Raw genomic sequence first — 15,335 nt, forward strand, 5'->3', positions numbered from 1 at the left:
GAAATTAATCAACTTTTCAAGAAAATATGAAAGATAATGAAACAAAAGCCTTTTAACTAAGATTTCAAACTTGTTTTTTAAGGAATTCCTGCTAAAACAGTCAAAATCAATCAATCTAAAGCGAGCTTACTAAGTGGATAGAATATTTTTTCTGCAAAACGCTTGACATATTTCTAAAACATGATAAAATAATAGTCGTAGGGCGAATAAAATCGCTTTCAAACAATAACAAAATTTTATATAAGGAGATTTTTGCAAATGAACAATCAGGAAATTGCAAAAAAAGTCATCGATGCCTTGGGCGGACGTGAAAATGTCAACAGTGTAGCTCACTGTGCGACTCGTCTTCGTGTCATGGTCAAAGATGAAGGAAAAATCAATAAAGAAGTGATTGAGAACTTGGAAAAAGTTCAAGGTGCTTTCTTTAACTCAGGTCAATACCAAATCATCTTTGGTACTGGTACAGTAAACAAAATGTACGATGAAGTTGTTGCGCTTGGTTTGCCAACATCATCTAAAGATGACATGAAAGCAGAAGCTGCGAAACAAGGGAACTGGTTCCAACGTGCTATCCGTACTTTCGGTGACGTTTTTGTTCCAATCATCCCAGTTATCGTAGCGACAGGTCTCTTTATGGGTGTGCGTGGTCTTTTCAACGCTCTTGAAATGCCACTTCCAGGTGACTTTGCAACTTACACTCAAATCTTGACAGATACAGCCTTTATCATCTTGCCAGGTTTGGTTGTGTGGTCAACCTTCCGTGTATTTGGTGGAAATCCTGCCGTTGGTATCGTTCTTGGTATGATGCTTGTTTCTGGCTCACTTCCAAACGCTTGGGCAGTCGCTTCAGGTGGTGAAGTAACAGCTATGAACTTCTTTGGTTTCATCCCTGTTGTTGGTTTGCAAGGTTCTGTTCTTCCAGCCTTCATCATCGGGGTTGTTGGAGCTAAATTTGAAAAAGCTGTCCGCAAGGTTGTTCCAGATGTGATTGACCTCTTGGTAACACCATTCGTGACACTTTTGGTCATGTCTATCCTTGGACTCTTTGTTATCGGACCAGTTTTCCACGTTGTTGAAAACTATATCCTTATTGGTACAAAAGCAATTCTTGGCTTGCCATTTGGTCTCGGTGGTTTCTTGATTGGTGGGGTTCACCAATTGATCGTCGTGTCAGGTGTGCACCACATCTTCAACTTGCTTGAAGTACAATTGCTTGCTGCTGACCATGCTAACCCATTCAACGCTATCATCACTGCGGCTATGACAGCCCAAGGTGCTGCGACTGTTGCGGTTGGTGTTAAAACGAAAAATCCAAAACTGAAAACACTTGCTTTCCCAGCTGCTCTTTCTGCCTTCCTAGGTATTACAGAGCCTGCTATCTTCGGGGTGAACTTGCGCTTCCGTAAACCATTCTTCCTTTCATTGATTGCTGGTGCAATCGGTGGTGGATTGGCTTCAATCCTTGGTCTTGCTGGTACTGGTAATGGTATCACCATCATCCCTGGTACAATGCTTTATGTTGGTAACGGACAACTTGCCCAATACCTTCTTATGGTAGCTGTATCATTTGCACTTGGTTTTGCTCTTACTTATATGTTTGGTTATGAGGATGAAAAAGAAGTTGCTACTGAAGTAGAGACAGAACGTTTGGTCCAAGAAGAAACAACTGGTAACATTCCAGCAGCTCTTCAAAATGAAACACTTGTAACTCCTATCGTTGGTGACGTTGTTGCTCTTGCTGATGTTAATGACCCAGTCTTCTCAAGTGGAGCTATGGGACAAGGTATCGCTGTGAAACCTAGCCAAGGTGTGGTTTATGCACCAGCTGATGCTGAAGTTTCAATCGCCTTTGCAACAGGTCACGCCTTTGGTTTGAAAACAACTAACGGTGCTGAAGTCTTGATCCACGTTGGTATCGACACTGTAACAATGAACGGTGAAGGTTTCGAACAAAAAGTTTCCCAAGGTGACAAGGTAAAAGCTGGCGATGTTCTTGGAACATTTGACTCAAACAAAATCGCTGCAGCTGGTCTTGATGATACAACAATGGTTATCGTTACAAATACAGCTGACTACGCTTCAGTAGCTCCAGTCGCAACAGGTTCAGTTGCGAAGGGTGATGCTCTTATCGAAGTGAAAGCTTAATCTTTCCTAGCTAAATGAAAACGAACAAATGACATGTTTGTTCGTTTTTGCTTGAATGGTAAGATTTACAGAGGAAAATCTAAAAAATTGAGAAACTTAGATTTTTAAAATATGCTATAATAAAGAAAATAAAAACAAGAGGTTTATCATGACAAAATTATATGGAAGCTTGGAAGCGGGCGGTACAAAGTTTGTCTGTGCTGTCGGTGATGAAAACTTTAACGTTGTAGAAAAAACACAATTTCCAACAACAACTCCAATCGAAACAATCGATAAAACCATTGAGTTCTTCTCAAAATTCGATAATCTTGCTGGTCTTGCAGTTGGTTCATTTGGTCCGATTGATATTGACAAAAATTCAAAAACCTATGGCTTTATCACAACAACTCCAAAACCTCACTGGGCAAATGTGGACTTGCTTGGTGCCCTTCGCCGTGCCCTTAACGTGCCAATGTACTTCACAACGGACGTAAACAGCTCTGCCTATGGTGAAGTGGTTGCCCGTAACAATGCTGGTGGCCGTATCGAAAACTTGGTTTACTACACAATTGGTACAGGTATCGGTGCAGGTGTCATCCAACGTGGTGAGTTTATCGGCGGTGTGGGTCACCCTGAAATGGGTCATTACTATGTGGCTAGACACCCAATGGATATTGAAAAAGAGTTTAAGGGTGTTTGTCCTTTCCATAAGGGATGTCTGGAAGGCTATGCAGCTGGTCCAAGTTTGGAAGCTCGTACAGGTGTTCGTGGGGAAAACATTGAACTCAACAACCCTGTTTGGGATGTCCAAGCCTACTATATCGCTCAAGCTGCGGTTAATGCGACAGTGACTTTCCGCCCAGATGTGATTGTCTTTGGTGGAGGGGTCATGGCTCAACAACACATGCTGGACCGTGTCCGTGAGAAATTTACATCTCTTCTTAATGGCTACCTACCAGTACCTGATGTGCGTGATTACATTGTGACGCCAGCAGTAGCAGGAAATGGTTCTGCTACTCTTGGAAACTTTGTTCTTGCAAAAGAAGTTTCAAAATAAAGCACAAAATCCGCTTGGGAAACCAAACGGATTTTTACGTGTCAAAGCATTTGCCAGAAAAAGTCGATAATATAGGTCAGACCGTAGGTATAAACCACGAGAGTAAAGGGCTTGGTCAGAATGATGATGGTCATATAGCGCTTGAAGCTCATCTTGGTCAGGGCAGCCAGCATACAGAGAAAGTCAGCTGGACTAATGGGCCAAATCATCATAAAGATAAAGAAACGGTCAAAGCGATTGCCCTTATCCAACCAACCGATATACTTGTCATAGGTGCGCTTGCTGACGACAGACTGGACAAAGGCAGCTCCGTAGAGGCGCACCAGATAAAAGATAATGGCACAGCCAATGACAATGCCGATATAGTTGTAGATAGTCCCGATGATGTGCCCGTAGATAAAGACACCAGCCACCGATGTCAAGGCTCCTGGAATGATAGGGACGACCGTTTGTAAAATCTGTAAAAAGATAAAGAGAGGTGGTCCCCAGATACCTGCCTGCTGGATAAAGGCAGAGAGGGTTTCCTTAGACTGTAAAATCCCAGCCTGATAAGCCCAAATACAGAAAATCAAACTCCCAACTCCACCGACAATCGATGAGATATTGATAACTTGTTGCAGAAGGGGAGAAACAGCTTTCATTTGTTTATCCTGTGACATGTAAACTCCTCATAGATAGTATAACTCTACTATACCATATTTTGGAGGAGAAAGGGGGAATGAGTCTTTTTTGTGATGGGAAGAGTGATGGAATTTGAGGCTAAACATGCTATAATAAAGGGAGCAGACATGTAGCAAAGGAGAGAGTATGATACAGGTAAAACCAGAACTGGAGATAGAAAAACAACTGATCAACCAACTGGTGACTGGGGAAAGTCAATGGACTTACAGAGATGACCTTAAAACAGAAGAGCAGTTATGGGAAAACTTCTTTGAAAAGCTAGCCCAGAACAATGTGGCTCTATTGGCAGATCATCCCCTGACAGAACAGGAAAAACGCCAGATAAAGAACCAACTGAACTTTGTTAGCTACTATGATGCAGCCAAGTGGTTGGTAGGCGAAAATGGCATTGCCAAGGTTGAGGTTCAAAGAGAAGATGCTAGTTTGGGGACTATCCGTTTATCTGTCATCTGGCGAGACAATATCGCAGCTGGCAAGTCTAGTTATGAGGTTGTCAACCAAGTCGAGAGAGACAAGGTAAATCCTCAGGATCAAGACCGCAGGCTAGATGTGACCCTCTTGATCAATGGCCTTCCAATGATTCATATTGAGCTTAAAAGTCCCCGAGTTGCTTTTCTAGATGCCTTTCATCAAATCAAAAAGTATGATAGAGAAGGCAAGTTCCGCGGCATCTACTCTAGCTTACAGATGTTTGTTGTGACCAATAAAGTAGACACACGCTATATCGCTGCAGCCAGAGAAAATAAACTCAACAAGCAATTTCTAACCAAGTGGGTGGATAAGGACAACCAACCCATAACGAGCTTGACCAGCTTTGCCCACGAAGTCCTTTCCATCCCTCGTGCCCACCAGATGGTTATGCAGTATTCTGTCCTTGATGATAGCAAGAAGGCTCTTATCCTCCTGCGTCCCTATCAGATCCATGCTATCGAAGCGGTGCAGGAAGCTTCTCGCCAGCAAGCATCAGGATATGTCTGGCACACGACAGGTTCAGGTAAGACCTTGACCTCCTATAAGGTGGCGCGGAATCTCCTCCAAATACCGTCTATCCAAAAGACAATCTTTGTCGTTGACCGCAGGGACTTGGATCAACAAACCACTTCATCCTTCCTCTCCTATGCTACCAATGATGTCATTGATATTGATGAGACGGATAATACCCATGATTTGGTCAAACGACTAGGAAGCAATGATAAGCGTGTGGTGGTAACGACCATCCAGAAAATCATCACCATGATGCGTAAGTTTGATCAAGATCTTTACCAAAGAGATGCGGACAAAATCAAGGGTCTCCGAGTGGCCTTTGTCGTGGATGAATGCCACCGTGCTGTAACACCTCAAACACAAAAAGACATTAAGGCCTTTTTCCCACAGTCGCTTTGGTATGGTTTTACAGGCACACCTATCTTTAAGGAAAATAAACGCCAGCAAGTTGGCGATCTAGCCCAAACCACCCAGCAACAGTACGGTGACCGTCTCCATGAGTATACAGTCAAGGAAGCCATCCATGATGGAGCAGTTTTAGGCTTTAAGGTGGATTATCGCAATACCCTCATCACGGATAAATCCGAAAATGACATACCAGATACTGTCTACGAGGATGAGGAGCATATGCTGGAAGTCTTGGATGCCATTATCAATAAATCCCGTCAACAGCTAGGCTTCCAAAAAGGAGTGGGTAAGACCTATAATGCTATCCTGACCGTCAAGTCAATTCCTCAAGCCCAGGCCTACTATGACTTGCTCAAACGAGTCAAGGCTGGGGAGACGAGAGTCAAGGTATCGGAGAGGGTCAAGCAGGTCCTTCCTGATTTTCCAAAGATGACCATCACCTACTCGGTCACTGAAAATGAAGAAGAGTCAAGAGCTAATCAAGACCACATGAAGCAGGTTTTAGAAGACTATAACCAAGAGTTTGATACCCATTTTACTATGGCGGATCTTCGTGGCTTTAATACGGATGTCAATAACCGTCTAGCTCGAAAGCAGGACAAATACCTCTATCGCAAGGAGCAGTTGGACTTAGTCATCGTAGTCAATCGTCTCCTAACGGGATTTGATGCCCCTTGTCTATCAACTCTCTTTATCGACCGAAAACCCATGCAACCGCAGGACTTGATACAGGCTTTTAGCCGAACCAACCGTATTTTTGATAGCAGTAAGACCTACGGTCATATCATCACCTTCCAAAAGCCCCTAGCCTTTAAGGAAGCAGTAGATAATGCCCTCAAACTCTACTCAAATGGTGGTGAAAACGAGGTTCTAGCTCCAAGCTGGGAAGAGGAAAAGAGGAACTTTTTACGGAGTTGCAGTGATTTCAAAAATCTTGCTACTGATGACTATGTGAACGATCTAGATCTCGAGCAAGTCTCTACACCTGAGTTGAGGAAACTAGCTAAAACCTATCAAGCCTTTGATAAATACCTAGCCTCTATCCGAGTGTACAAAGAGTATGATGAGGAAGAAGTTTACAGTCAGACGGGACTTGATGGAGAAAAGTTGGAAAGGTATCTGGGACTTTATCGAAATGTCCTTGCAGAATTAAAAAGCCGAGTAGAGGATGATGACGATGGAGAGCCACTTGATATCCACTATGAACTAGAGTCTATCCAAGTGGACGAAATCAACTATGCCTATATCCTAACCTTGATCCAAAGCCTGATTGAACAAGGTCAAAGTCAAGAAAAGAACCTAAGCGCTCAAGATAAGGAAGCGGTGGATAACTATATTCAGAGCCTTGAGAAGACCAATCCAAATCTTGCCCAGATCATCACTGAACTGTGGAGAGAAGTTCAAGAACATCCAGAAAGCTATCGTGGCCAGTCTATCGCAAATATCTTGGATCAGATGATAGAGGCTGTCATCCAGCAACATATCCAAGTCTTTAGCAAGCGCTGGTATGTCGGCGAAGATGAACTCCGTTATTATGTCGAACATTACCGTAAGGGAGCTAAAAAACAACTAGGAGAAAGCCAGCTGACCAAGAGCCAGCGCTATCAGGACTATAAACTAGAGGTGGCGGACGCCCTCAATCCTCTTCTCTATAAAAAACAAATCAAGGAAGCCTATACCCAGCTAGTAGAGGAAGTCATTGAGCCGTTGAGGGTTGGGAGATAGTAAAACTTTGGAGGAAAAATGGCAGATACAATATTAATTTTAGGAAACGGCTTTGATTTAGCCATGGGTCGAAAAACAAGTTATAGTGATTTCATAGAATTTGCTAATAATTTATTTTTAGAAAAAGTAGATCATTTGCAGTCATTTCTCAACAGTAATAATATTGATATTGAGAAGTATAAAGATAATTTATACCTTAGGTTTATAAATGAGAATAGGTCTACTCTTGGAGAGAATTGGTCAAATCTAGAAATAATGATTTCAAATCTCGCTGAAGCGATTGAATATTTTAAGCAAGATCCGGATATTTTATACTCCAAAGGAAAAGATTATTTGAAGGTAATTTACACTAAACAATTTCGTGAATTTTTGGTACATCAGGAAAATTTCACATCGAAGTTTTTTATTTCTGAAATATTTAATGAATTTTTTAAGGTTTTGGAGTGGGATAAATTAGAAAGAAAGGTAGCTTTATCAAAATTAAATGAGAAATTTATTTATCATCTAGAGTTGTTAACAGATCTATTAGAAATTTATCTTTCATATAGAGACTACCTAGATTTTGAAATTGATAAAATAGCTCCAGTAGAAACGGCACTAGATGCAATCAATAGTATTTCAGAGTCTAGTGTAATTAGTTTTAATTATACCCATACTTCATATGAACTTTTCAAAATTCCTATAGAAAATACCCATTATATTCACGGAGAAATTGATTTAAATAGAAATAAATCAGCAGTAAATACAATGGTTTTTGGTATAGAAGATAAGGGGAATGATGTCAATTCTGATTTAATTCCTTATCAAAAGTATTATCAAAGAATTGTAAAAGAAACGGGTGGCCAATATGAAGGCTTTTTCAAGATTAACCGAGAAGATTTATTTGCTGGATTAAATGAAAAAAATATTATTATTTTTGGACATTCAGTTGACCCACTAGATAAGGAAATTTTTCAAAATTGTTTTACTTTAACAAGTCACTATACTTACAATTATCGATTTATTTTTACATACTATAATGAGCCTGCTAAACGGTCTATTGTTAAGAATTTAGCTATCATACTAGGAAAAGATAAACTTGTAGAATTAACTGGTAATAAAAATGTAGTCTTCGTTAAAAGTGATGATATTGATGGGATGAAAGAAGTTCTTTTGGATTAAATAATATTTGAATAGTATGTAACTTGCAATAATATTATTATTAATACTTTATACTTAGGGGAAATTACAATCAATGGATTTTATAATTACATTTCTTAATTCTCAGTTTATTAGTTCCATGATAGGGGCTTTACTAGGTGCTGGTGTAGCAGTGTATGTTGCAAAGCTTCAAAATAAGCAGCAACTTAAACAGCTACAAGATGAACATAAGTTACAACGAGAATTTTTTGAAAAACAAGAAGAGAACGAAAGAGAACGTATTTTCTTACAATATACAATTGAGCGAGCAGAGCGTTCATATGAGATATTGAGCGATTTAAGAATTGCTAAAAATTTATTTGCAGATGCAATATTTGAATTCGTAAAGATGATCTCTAAAGAAGTAGAATCAGATGAAGATATTGAGTTTGAAAAAATTTTTCCTTTATTATATTCAGATTATTTGCTTCCTAAATATAATTCAATTATAAAATTAAGAGATTTATTATTGCTAACTCTGGTTATACAAGATGATATCGAATTATCTAGGTTAAAAGAAGAGGTTCGTAAGGAAGTTGCAATATTTGTAGACTATCACAAAAAAATAAATCGAGTGAATAGTTTTGAAGATTATCGAAAAGTTGCGGATGACTTTATGGTAGAGTCTAAATTAACTGAAAAATGTGATGAGTTAAGGACTTATTTAACAAAGTATATAACCGAAACTACATTTAGGTTAGTTTCTCCAGAGAAAATGGCCGAAAAAATTATAAAACAAGAATATAATGTATCTAATTTAAAATTTAAAATAGTGAGAAAGCAGGATAGGGATGGAGAAGCCAAAAATTAGGTTCTTAAAAAATAAACATTCATGGGTAAGAAGTACTTTTGAAGGAATAGCTAAAAGGAGAACTAAAAGTTCTGATAACCCTGATTTACCAAGAATTGAATATCAAGATATTCTTTCTGGAGAAGGGAGATTAAACAAAGAATTAAGTAAAAATATTGATTGTCGCAAAGGAATAGTATTTGAAACAAATGATATTTTATATGGAAAGTTACGTCCATATTTAAAAAACTGGCTACACCCAAATTTTAATGGTATTGCGTTAGGAGATTTTTGGGTCTTGCAGGCAAGAAATTGTGATTCAAAATTTCTGTTTTCGTTACTTCAATCGCCAAAATTTCAAAGAGTTGCAAATGATACATCTGGAACAAAGATGCCACGTTCTGATTGGAAGACAGTTTCACAGACAGAGTTTAGTATTCCTGCTTCTAACGACGAACAATCTGCCATTGGTTCTCTTTTCCGCACCCTTGACAATCTTCTGTCTAGCTACAAGGACAATCTCACCAACTACCAATATCTCAAGGCGACCATGCTCTCCAAGATGTTTCCAAAAGCTGGACAGACAGTTCCAGAGATACGTTTGGATGGATTTGATGGGGAGTGGGAGATAAATAAACTTAATAAATATTTGACTGTTTCAAAGAAAAAAAATACTAAACAACAATTTGATAAAGAAGATGTTTTGTCTGTATCTGGGGAGGTTGGAATTGTAAATCAAATAAAATTTCAAGGACGATCTTTTGCTGGTGTATCTGTAGAAATGTATTCAATTGTTGAAACAGGAAATATTGTATATACAAAAAGTCCTTTAAAAGCTAATCCGTACGGAATCATTAAAACTAATTATGGAATTCCAGGGATAGTTTCGACTTTGTATGCTGTTTATTTACCTAAAGAAAATGTATTTCCAGGATTTGTGGAGAGGTATTTTGAAAATGATTTGAGATTAAATTCATATTTAAAACCGTTAGTTAATAAAGGTGCTAAGAATGATATGAAAGTTTCTGACGAAAATGCATTATTAGGAAATGTTATTTTTCCTAAATTAGAAGAACAAGTAGCTATTTCAGATTATTTTACAAATCTTGATAAATTTATTCAATCACACACGGATAAAATTTCTCAGTTAGAAACACTGAAAAAGAAACTCTTGCAAGATATGTTTATTTGAGGTTTCCTAATGAAATTTTTAGAAAGATTATTTTTGTCGTTCAGTTCTTTTTTTCCTGGTTTAATTTTGTTTATTTTTACTATAAATATTTTTCCAAATGTTGAAAATTTATTGGCAAGTATTACTAAAATGATTATTTTGATTTTAGTAATGCTAGTAGTTGCATTTGGATTACTGAAATGTTTTGAAAAAAAAGTAAAATCTGATACGGCTAACATCGTCTCAATTCAACCGGTTGAGCATGAAATTATTCCAACGTATATAGGTTTGTTTGTCATAATGCTTGGTTTGGGTAGTTTAAGTTTAATTTATCAAATGTTTATTGTGTTATTTATATTTGGGATATGGTTTGTTTTAATGGAAAAATCTTATTATTTTAATCTTATTTGGTTACTTAAATATAGGTATTATAAGGTACAAGATAAGATTGGTAATACTTATATAATTTACAGTAAGAGAAATGATGTAAAAGAAGTTGGTAAAATTCAGAATTTAGTAAGAATAAATAATTTTACATTTTTGGAGAAGGAATAGTATGTTTTTAGTAAAAGTAGGTCAAATATATAGAAAATTGGAAAACACGGATGACATTTCTGAACTAGTTGCTCCGGAGATTGATCCTGAAAATAGTAGAGAATTTGATCCAGAAATAAAATTAGAACATGAGGAATGGTTCTATATTGAAATTGATGATGAGCATATGTCGATGGTCAAAGAATATGAAGATAAATTTTTAAATACTGCGGGTCTAAATGATGTAAATGAAGAAGAGTTCTCGAAAATTGATTTGATTTTTCGAAAAGTTGAAAATGACGGTTTAGTTTTTCAAAAAATAACTAAATCAAGGAGAATGGTTGATAAGTCAATCTTGAAATGGAGATATAGAAGAGCTGAAAGAACAATTATTGAAAAGGGTATAGAACTAAAATCTGAGAACGATGCCTATTTTGATGGAAACGATAAATTGTATTTCAAAAATTTTAGAACGATTCGTAGCTTATTTAAGGGGATTGATGATTACTATCGTATAGCAAGTCAAGCAGAAGTTGATGAGTTTAAAGAATTTAATCTGGTGAGTTTTGTTTCAGATTTTAAAATTAAGACTAACAACTTAAAGATGTTGGCAGTTTTAAAAGATTATGAGATAGATTTGGATGATATTGCTGTTAAAAGTACTTTGTTGAGATCTTACAGTCAGTATCCTAATCAAGAGTTTGAGTTGGACGATAATCAAAATTTTATAATTGATAGTAATAGAAAATTAACATGTTTACTAAAGTTAGCACTTGGACGGCTATATACAAATCCAATAACTCATCATAAAATGGAAGCTAACCATGCAAAGAAATTAAATTAAACTAAGAAAATGATTTAGAAAGAAATACTATGGAAACAGCACAAACTTCCCAGTCGCTCTACCAAGCCCTGTGGAACTCAGCGGATGTTCTCCGCTCTAAGATGGATGCCAATGACTACAAGTCCTATCTTTTGGGCATGGTCTTTTATAAGTACCTGTCGGATAAGATGCTCTTTTTTGTGGCGGAGACTATGGAGGAGGGGAGTGAGAGTCTAGAGGCTGCCCTTGAGGTTTATCGTAACTACTATGAGGATGCGGACACCCATGAGGATCTTCTTGCAGTCATGAAGGACGAACTCAACTATAGTATCAAGCCTGAGTTGACCTTTACAGCTCTTGTAGTACGTGTCAATGAGGGGACTTTCCAGTTGGAAGATTTGGCTCAGGGGTTTCGAGATATTGAGCAGAGTGATGAACTCTATGAAAATCTCTTTGAAGATATTGACCTCTATTCTAAAAAGCTAGGGGCAACTCCGCAAAAGCAAAACCAAACGGTGGCGGCAGTCATGAAGGAGTTGGCTGTGCTAGATGTGGCTGGTCATGCTGGCGATATACTGGGGGATGCCTACGAGTATCTGATCGGTCAGTTTGCGACTGACTCGGGTAAGAAGGCTGGTGAGTTCTATACGCCTCAGCCTGTTGCCAAACTTATGACTCAGATTGCCTTTTTGGGTCGTGAGGATCAGCTAGGCTTTACCATCTACGATGCGACTATGGGCTCTGGCTCTCTCTTGCTCAATGCCAAGAAATACTCTCATAAACCGCAGACAGTAGTCTACTTTGGTCAGGAACTCAACACCTCAACCTATAACTTGGCTCGGATGAACATGATTCTACACGGTGTTCCTGTTGAAAATCAATTTCTCCACAATGCAGATACACTAGATGAAGACTGGCCGACTCAAGAACCGACCAACTTTGATGGTGTTCTGATGAACCCTCCCTACTCTGCCAAGTGGTCAGCGAGCTCTGGCTTTATGGCGGATCCTCGTTTCTCTCCTTTTGGGAAACTAGCACCCCAGTCCAAGGCTGATTTTGCCTTTCTCTTGCATGGTTACTACCATCTCAAGCAGGATAATGGAGTTATGGCTATCGTTCTTCCTCACGGGGTTCTTTTCCGTGGAAATGCGGAAGGAACCATTCGCAAGGCCTTGTTAGAAGAAGGAGCTATTGACACGGTTATCGGTCTTCCTGCCAATATCTTCTTCAATACCAGCATTCCGACTACGGTTATCATTCTCAAAAAGAACCGCACTAACCGTGATGTTTACTTTATCGATGCTTCTAAAGAGTTCGATAAGGGGAAAAATCAGAATATCATGACGGATGTTCATATCGAAAAGATTCTGGAAGCCTACAAGTCTCGTGAGGAGATTGATAAGTTTGCCCATCTAGCAAGCTATGAAGAAATCGTCGAAAATGACTATAACCTCAATATCCCTCGCTACGTAGACACTTTTGAGGAAGAAGAAGTCGAACCACTGACAGACATCGTTAGCAAGATTAACACGACAAATGAAGCAATCCAAAACCAAACCGCTTCCCTACTTGAAATGCTGAACCAACTACACGGAACCACACCAGAAGCCGATGCTGAACTCAAAAAGTTTTTGAAAGAGTTTGAAGGGTGATGGAGAAATAAGGATATAGCAAAGGAAGTGTGCTTATGAAGTCAAATGAAAATAAAGAAAATCAAACAAGTGTAGGAATAACATTGACCTCGCATCATGATTTTACTAGTGATGTGGATGAAGTAGCTTGGAATTTTTATCTCAAATACTATGGAGAAAACCTGTGTCAAAAAAATCAAAGTAATTTTTTATTTTCTCATAAAGGGATAGAAATTTATGCTAACGGAGATGTGTCTTTTAATATAGATTCTACAGTCTTTAATAAAGGTACTAAACTTTATGAGTCAATTTTAAAGGAGACCAATGTTTCGGAAGGGTTAAAGAATTCTCTTGGTGTTATGCGTTATTCGCCTATGAACATCAGTATCATGCCTAAAACTGGTGGTTTAAATATCATAAAAAAATCTTTAGGGAACGATAGATTTGATACTTTTGCTTATTTTATTAATCAATATTATGAAGGCTTTAAAACTCCCATCATTAATGCTGGTTCTTTAACGATGGGAATTGGGAATAGATTGATTTTAGAAAAATTTTTAGATAGCTATAATAGTGCTATTGAATTCTTTGAAGATATTTATGGGCTTGAAAAGTATTTTGTTAATAAATTAATAAAATCAGGTAAACGTACAATTACAAAAAAAGAAGACTATTGCTACTATTTGAAATTGGCTCATGATTATTGGAGTTCTAGACTAAGTCAAAAGAAAATTCAAGATTATCTAGATAAACGGACAATTGAAAATTATCAAAATCATTTGAATACCATTTTAAACGAGATTGAAATACTAGAAAATAGTATTAATAAGCAATAAAGCATACTTCAAGAGTCTACTTTATAGGACTGTTACTTTGTTTCCATATTTCCTGGAAACTGATAGAAAACAAGGAGAAATATGGAACAAACTAATCAAAAATCCCAGTGCCAACAACTCTGGGCTAGAAACAAATACCTCGTGTTGAGCCATTCCAGCAATATTTACAATGAGATTCGTCAGTATCTCAAGAATGAAGAGGTGGAGGTGAGTCAGGTTCAGGAGATGATTGACCGTGCCTGCCAGATTCCAGAACACAGGGGTCAGGTTTGCAATGCCTTTCAGCATATTTGGGGCTATTTCAAAAAGAAAGCGACAGATGCTGAGCGCAAAGACTATATGCTCTTGCTAGATTGCTACCGCTTTGGTCAGGCTTCTAAGGAAGACTTAATCGCTAAGACTCGAGACTTGCTTGATCGCTATCCAAATACCTACTTGCAACATTCAAATTTACTGAAAGGAGATTGTCATGAGACTTTGGCATGAGGCTTTGATTTCACAGCTTCCTCGTCCTCAACTCTTGGGGCAACATCGAGAGTGTTGTGCCCTGCGTGGCAATGGCTGGGGCAGAAAGCATGCAACGGTGGACTATATCTTTACCCACTCGCCCTATCGTCTCTATGCCTATCATCGCTTGATCATGGAGGAGATGATTAAACGAGGCTTTAAGGTCAGTCCAGAGTGGCTGGACAAGAACTACCGTGGCAAGACTTGTCCTCCCTATGAAGATTTAGCAGAGGAGAAGTTGACTAGTCCTATCTATAGTGAGCATGACCATGCCTACTATGAGGAGTGTCTGGCTAATCTTCGAGAGAAGGGCATAGAGCTGGAGTAAGAGTCAGTATAACCTCTAATTTAGAACTCTTTTTGTAATTTTTTCGAATAATTAAAATGAGACCTTTAGAATGATTCTAAGGTCTTCTTTTTATAAGTATTTGAATTTACTTTTAATAACTTTTAAGTTATAATTTTAAAAAACCAAGATTGAACTGAAGGACTTAAAAGAAAGAGGGGTAAGTGATGAAGAATAGTGCTATTGGGAGTAATTGGAAGGATGTCCGATCTGAACTCTTTACCAAGGAGGAAATTCTTGAAAGTGATATGCGAGTGGCTATTATGAGTGAGTTGATAGAAGCTAGACATGAGCAAGGTATCAGTCAGAAAAAGCTAGAAGAACTCAGTGGAGTAAGCCAGCCTGTTATAGCTAGGATGGAAACAGGCAAGACAAGTCCTCAGTTGGACACAGTCTTAAAAGTCCTAGCCAGTTTAGGAAAGACACTAGTAGCCGTCCCCCTAGAACAGGGAAAGAGTTGATTAAACTGAGTTATAGTCTTTTATAATAACAAGCCATAGTCACTTATAAGAATCACTAATAACGCGTTTGAACCGTCT

14 protein-coding genes are annotated in these 15,335 nt (G+C 38.2%); 13 read left to right on the forward strand and 1 reads right to left on the reverse strand.

Annotated elements, in window-relative coordinates:
- Positions 1-258: 258 nt before the first annotated feature.
- Positions 259-2,145: a sucrose-specific PTS transporter subunit IIBC gene (locus N8M09_RS04030; protein ID WP_261063975.1), complete on the forward strand. Its 1,887-nt coding sequence runs from the start codon at positions 259-261 to the stop codon at positions 2,143-2,145.
- Positions 2,146-2,293: 148 nt separating this feature from the next.
- Positions 2,294-3,181, forward strand: a complete 888-nt coding sequence (gene scrK / locus N8M09_RS04035) for a fructokinase ScrK (RefSeq protein ID WP_020900750.1) — start codon at positions 2,294-2,296, stop codon at positions 3,179-3,181.
- A gap of 41 nt (positions 3,182-3,222) precedes the next feature.
- Here the strand turns inward: scrK and N8M09_RS04040 are convergent, their stop codons facing one another.
- The gene (locus N8M09_RS04040) at positions 3,223-3,840 is read right to left on the reverse strand and encodes a TVP38/TMEM64 family protein (protein WP_000076168.1); all 618 of its coding nucleotides are present in this window, start codon (positions 3,838-3,840) and stop codon (positions 3,223-3,225) included.
- A gap of 148 nt (positions 3,841-3,988) precedes the next feature.
- On the opposite strand from N8M09_RS04040, the gene N8M09_RS04045 reads away from it, so the two are divergent.
- From N8M09_RS04045 to N8M09_RS04095, 11 genes are all read left to right on the forward strand, one after another.
- Complete coding sequence (locus tag N8M09_RS04045) at positions 3,989-6,979, forward strand: type I restriction endonuclease subunit R (protein WP_261063978.1); 2,991 nt, start codon at positions 3,989-3,991, stop codon at positions 6,977-6,979.
- Between the two features lie 18 nt (positions 6,980-6,997).
- Positions 6,998-8,140: a bacteriophage abortive infection AbiH family protein gene (locus N8M09_RS04050; RefSeq protein WP_261063979.1), complete on the forward strand. Its 1,143-nt coding sequence runs from the start codon at positions 6,998-7,000 to the stop codon at positions 8,138-8,140.
- Between the two features lie 73 nt (positions 8,141-8,213).
- Entirely contained in the window at positions 8,214-8,969 is a 756-nt protein-coding gene (locus N8M09_RS04055) for a hypothetical protein (protein WP_261063982.1), read from the forward strand.
- A complete protein-coding gene (locus tag N8M09_RS04060; protein ID WP_261063984.1) occupies positions 8,950-10,140 on the forward strand; it encodes a restriction endonuclease subunit S domain-containing protein in 1,191 nt (396 codons plus the stop codon). Before N8M09_RS04055 ends, N8M09_RS04060 begins: the two co-directional genes overlap by 20 nt.
- 9 nt (positions 10,141-10,149) lie before the next feature.
- Positions 10,150-10,674 (forward strand): hypothetical protein, encoded by a 525-nt coding sequence (locus N8M09_RS04065; RefSeq protein WP_261063985.1) that lies wholly within the window; start codon positions 10,150-10,152, stop codon positions 10,672-10,674.
- A 1-nt stretch (position 10,675) separates the two neighbouring features.
- Complete coding sequence (locus tag N8M09_RS04070; RefSeq protein ID WP_261063986.1) at positions 10,676-11,497, forward strand: hypothetical protein; 822 nt, start codon at positions 10,676-10,678, stop codon at positions 11,495-11,497.
- Between the two features lie 29 nt (positions 11,498-11,526).
- Positions 11,527-13,128: a type I restriction-modification system subunit M gene (locus tag N8M09_RS04075; RefSeq protein ID WP_261063987.1), complete on the forward strand. Its 1,602-nt coding sequence runs from the start codon at positions 11,527-11,529 to the stop codon at positions 13,126-13,128.
- Between the two features lie 35 nt (positions 13,129-13,163).
- Positions 13,164-13,943 carry a hypothetical protein gene (locus N8M09_RS04080; protein WP_261063989.1) on the forward strand — a complete coding sequence of 260 codons (780 nt, stop codon included), beginning with the start codon at positions 13,164-13,166 and terminating at the stop codon, positions 13,941-13,943.
- Positions 13,944-14,024: 81 nt separating this feature from the next.
- Positions 14,025-14,429, forward strand: a complete 405-nt coding sequence (locus N8M09_RS04085; RefSeq protein WP_261063990.1) for a YbgA family protein — start codon at positions 14,025-14,027, stop codon at positions 14,427-14,429.
- On the forward strand, positions 14,413-14,778 hold the full coding sequence (locus N8M09_RS04090; protein WP_261063991.1) for a TIGR02328 family protein: 366 nt from the start codon (positions 14,413-14,415) through the stop codon (positions 14,776-14,778). Before N8M09_RS04085 ends, N8M09_RS04090 begins: the two co-directional genes overlap by 17 nt.
- 185 nt (positions 14,779-14,963) lie before the next feature.
- On the forward strand, positions 14,964-15,257 hold the full coding sequence (locus N8M09_RS04095; RefSeq protein WP_261063993.1) for a helix-turn-helix domain-containing protein: 294 nt from the start codon (positions 14,964-14,966) through the stop codon (positions 15,255-15,257).
- Positions 15,258-15,335 lie beyond the last annotated feature (78 nt).

Origin of the sequence: Streptococcus mitis, assembly GCF_946190375.1 — a bacterium.
Lineage (GTDB): Bacteria > Bacillota > Bacilli > Lactobacillales > Streptococcaceae > Streptococcus > Streptococcus mitis_CJ.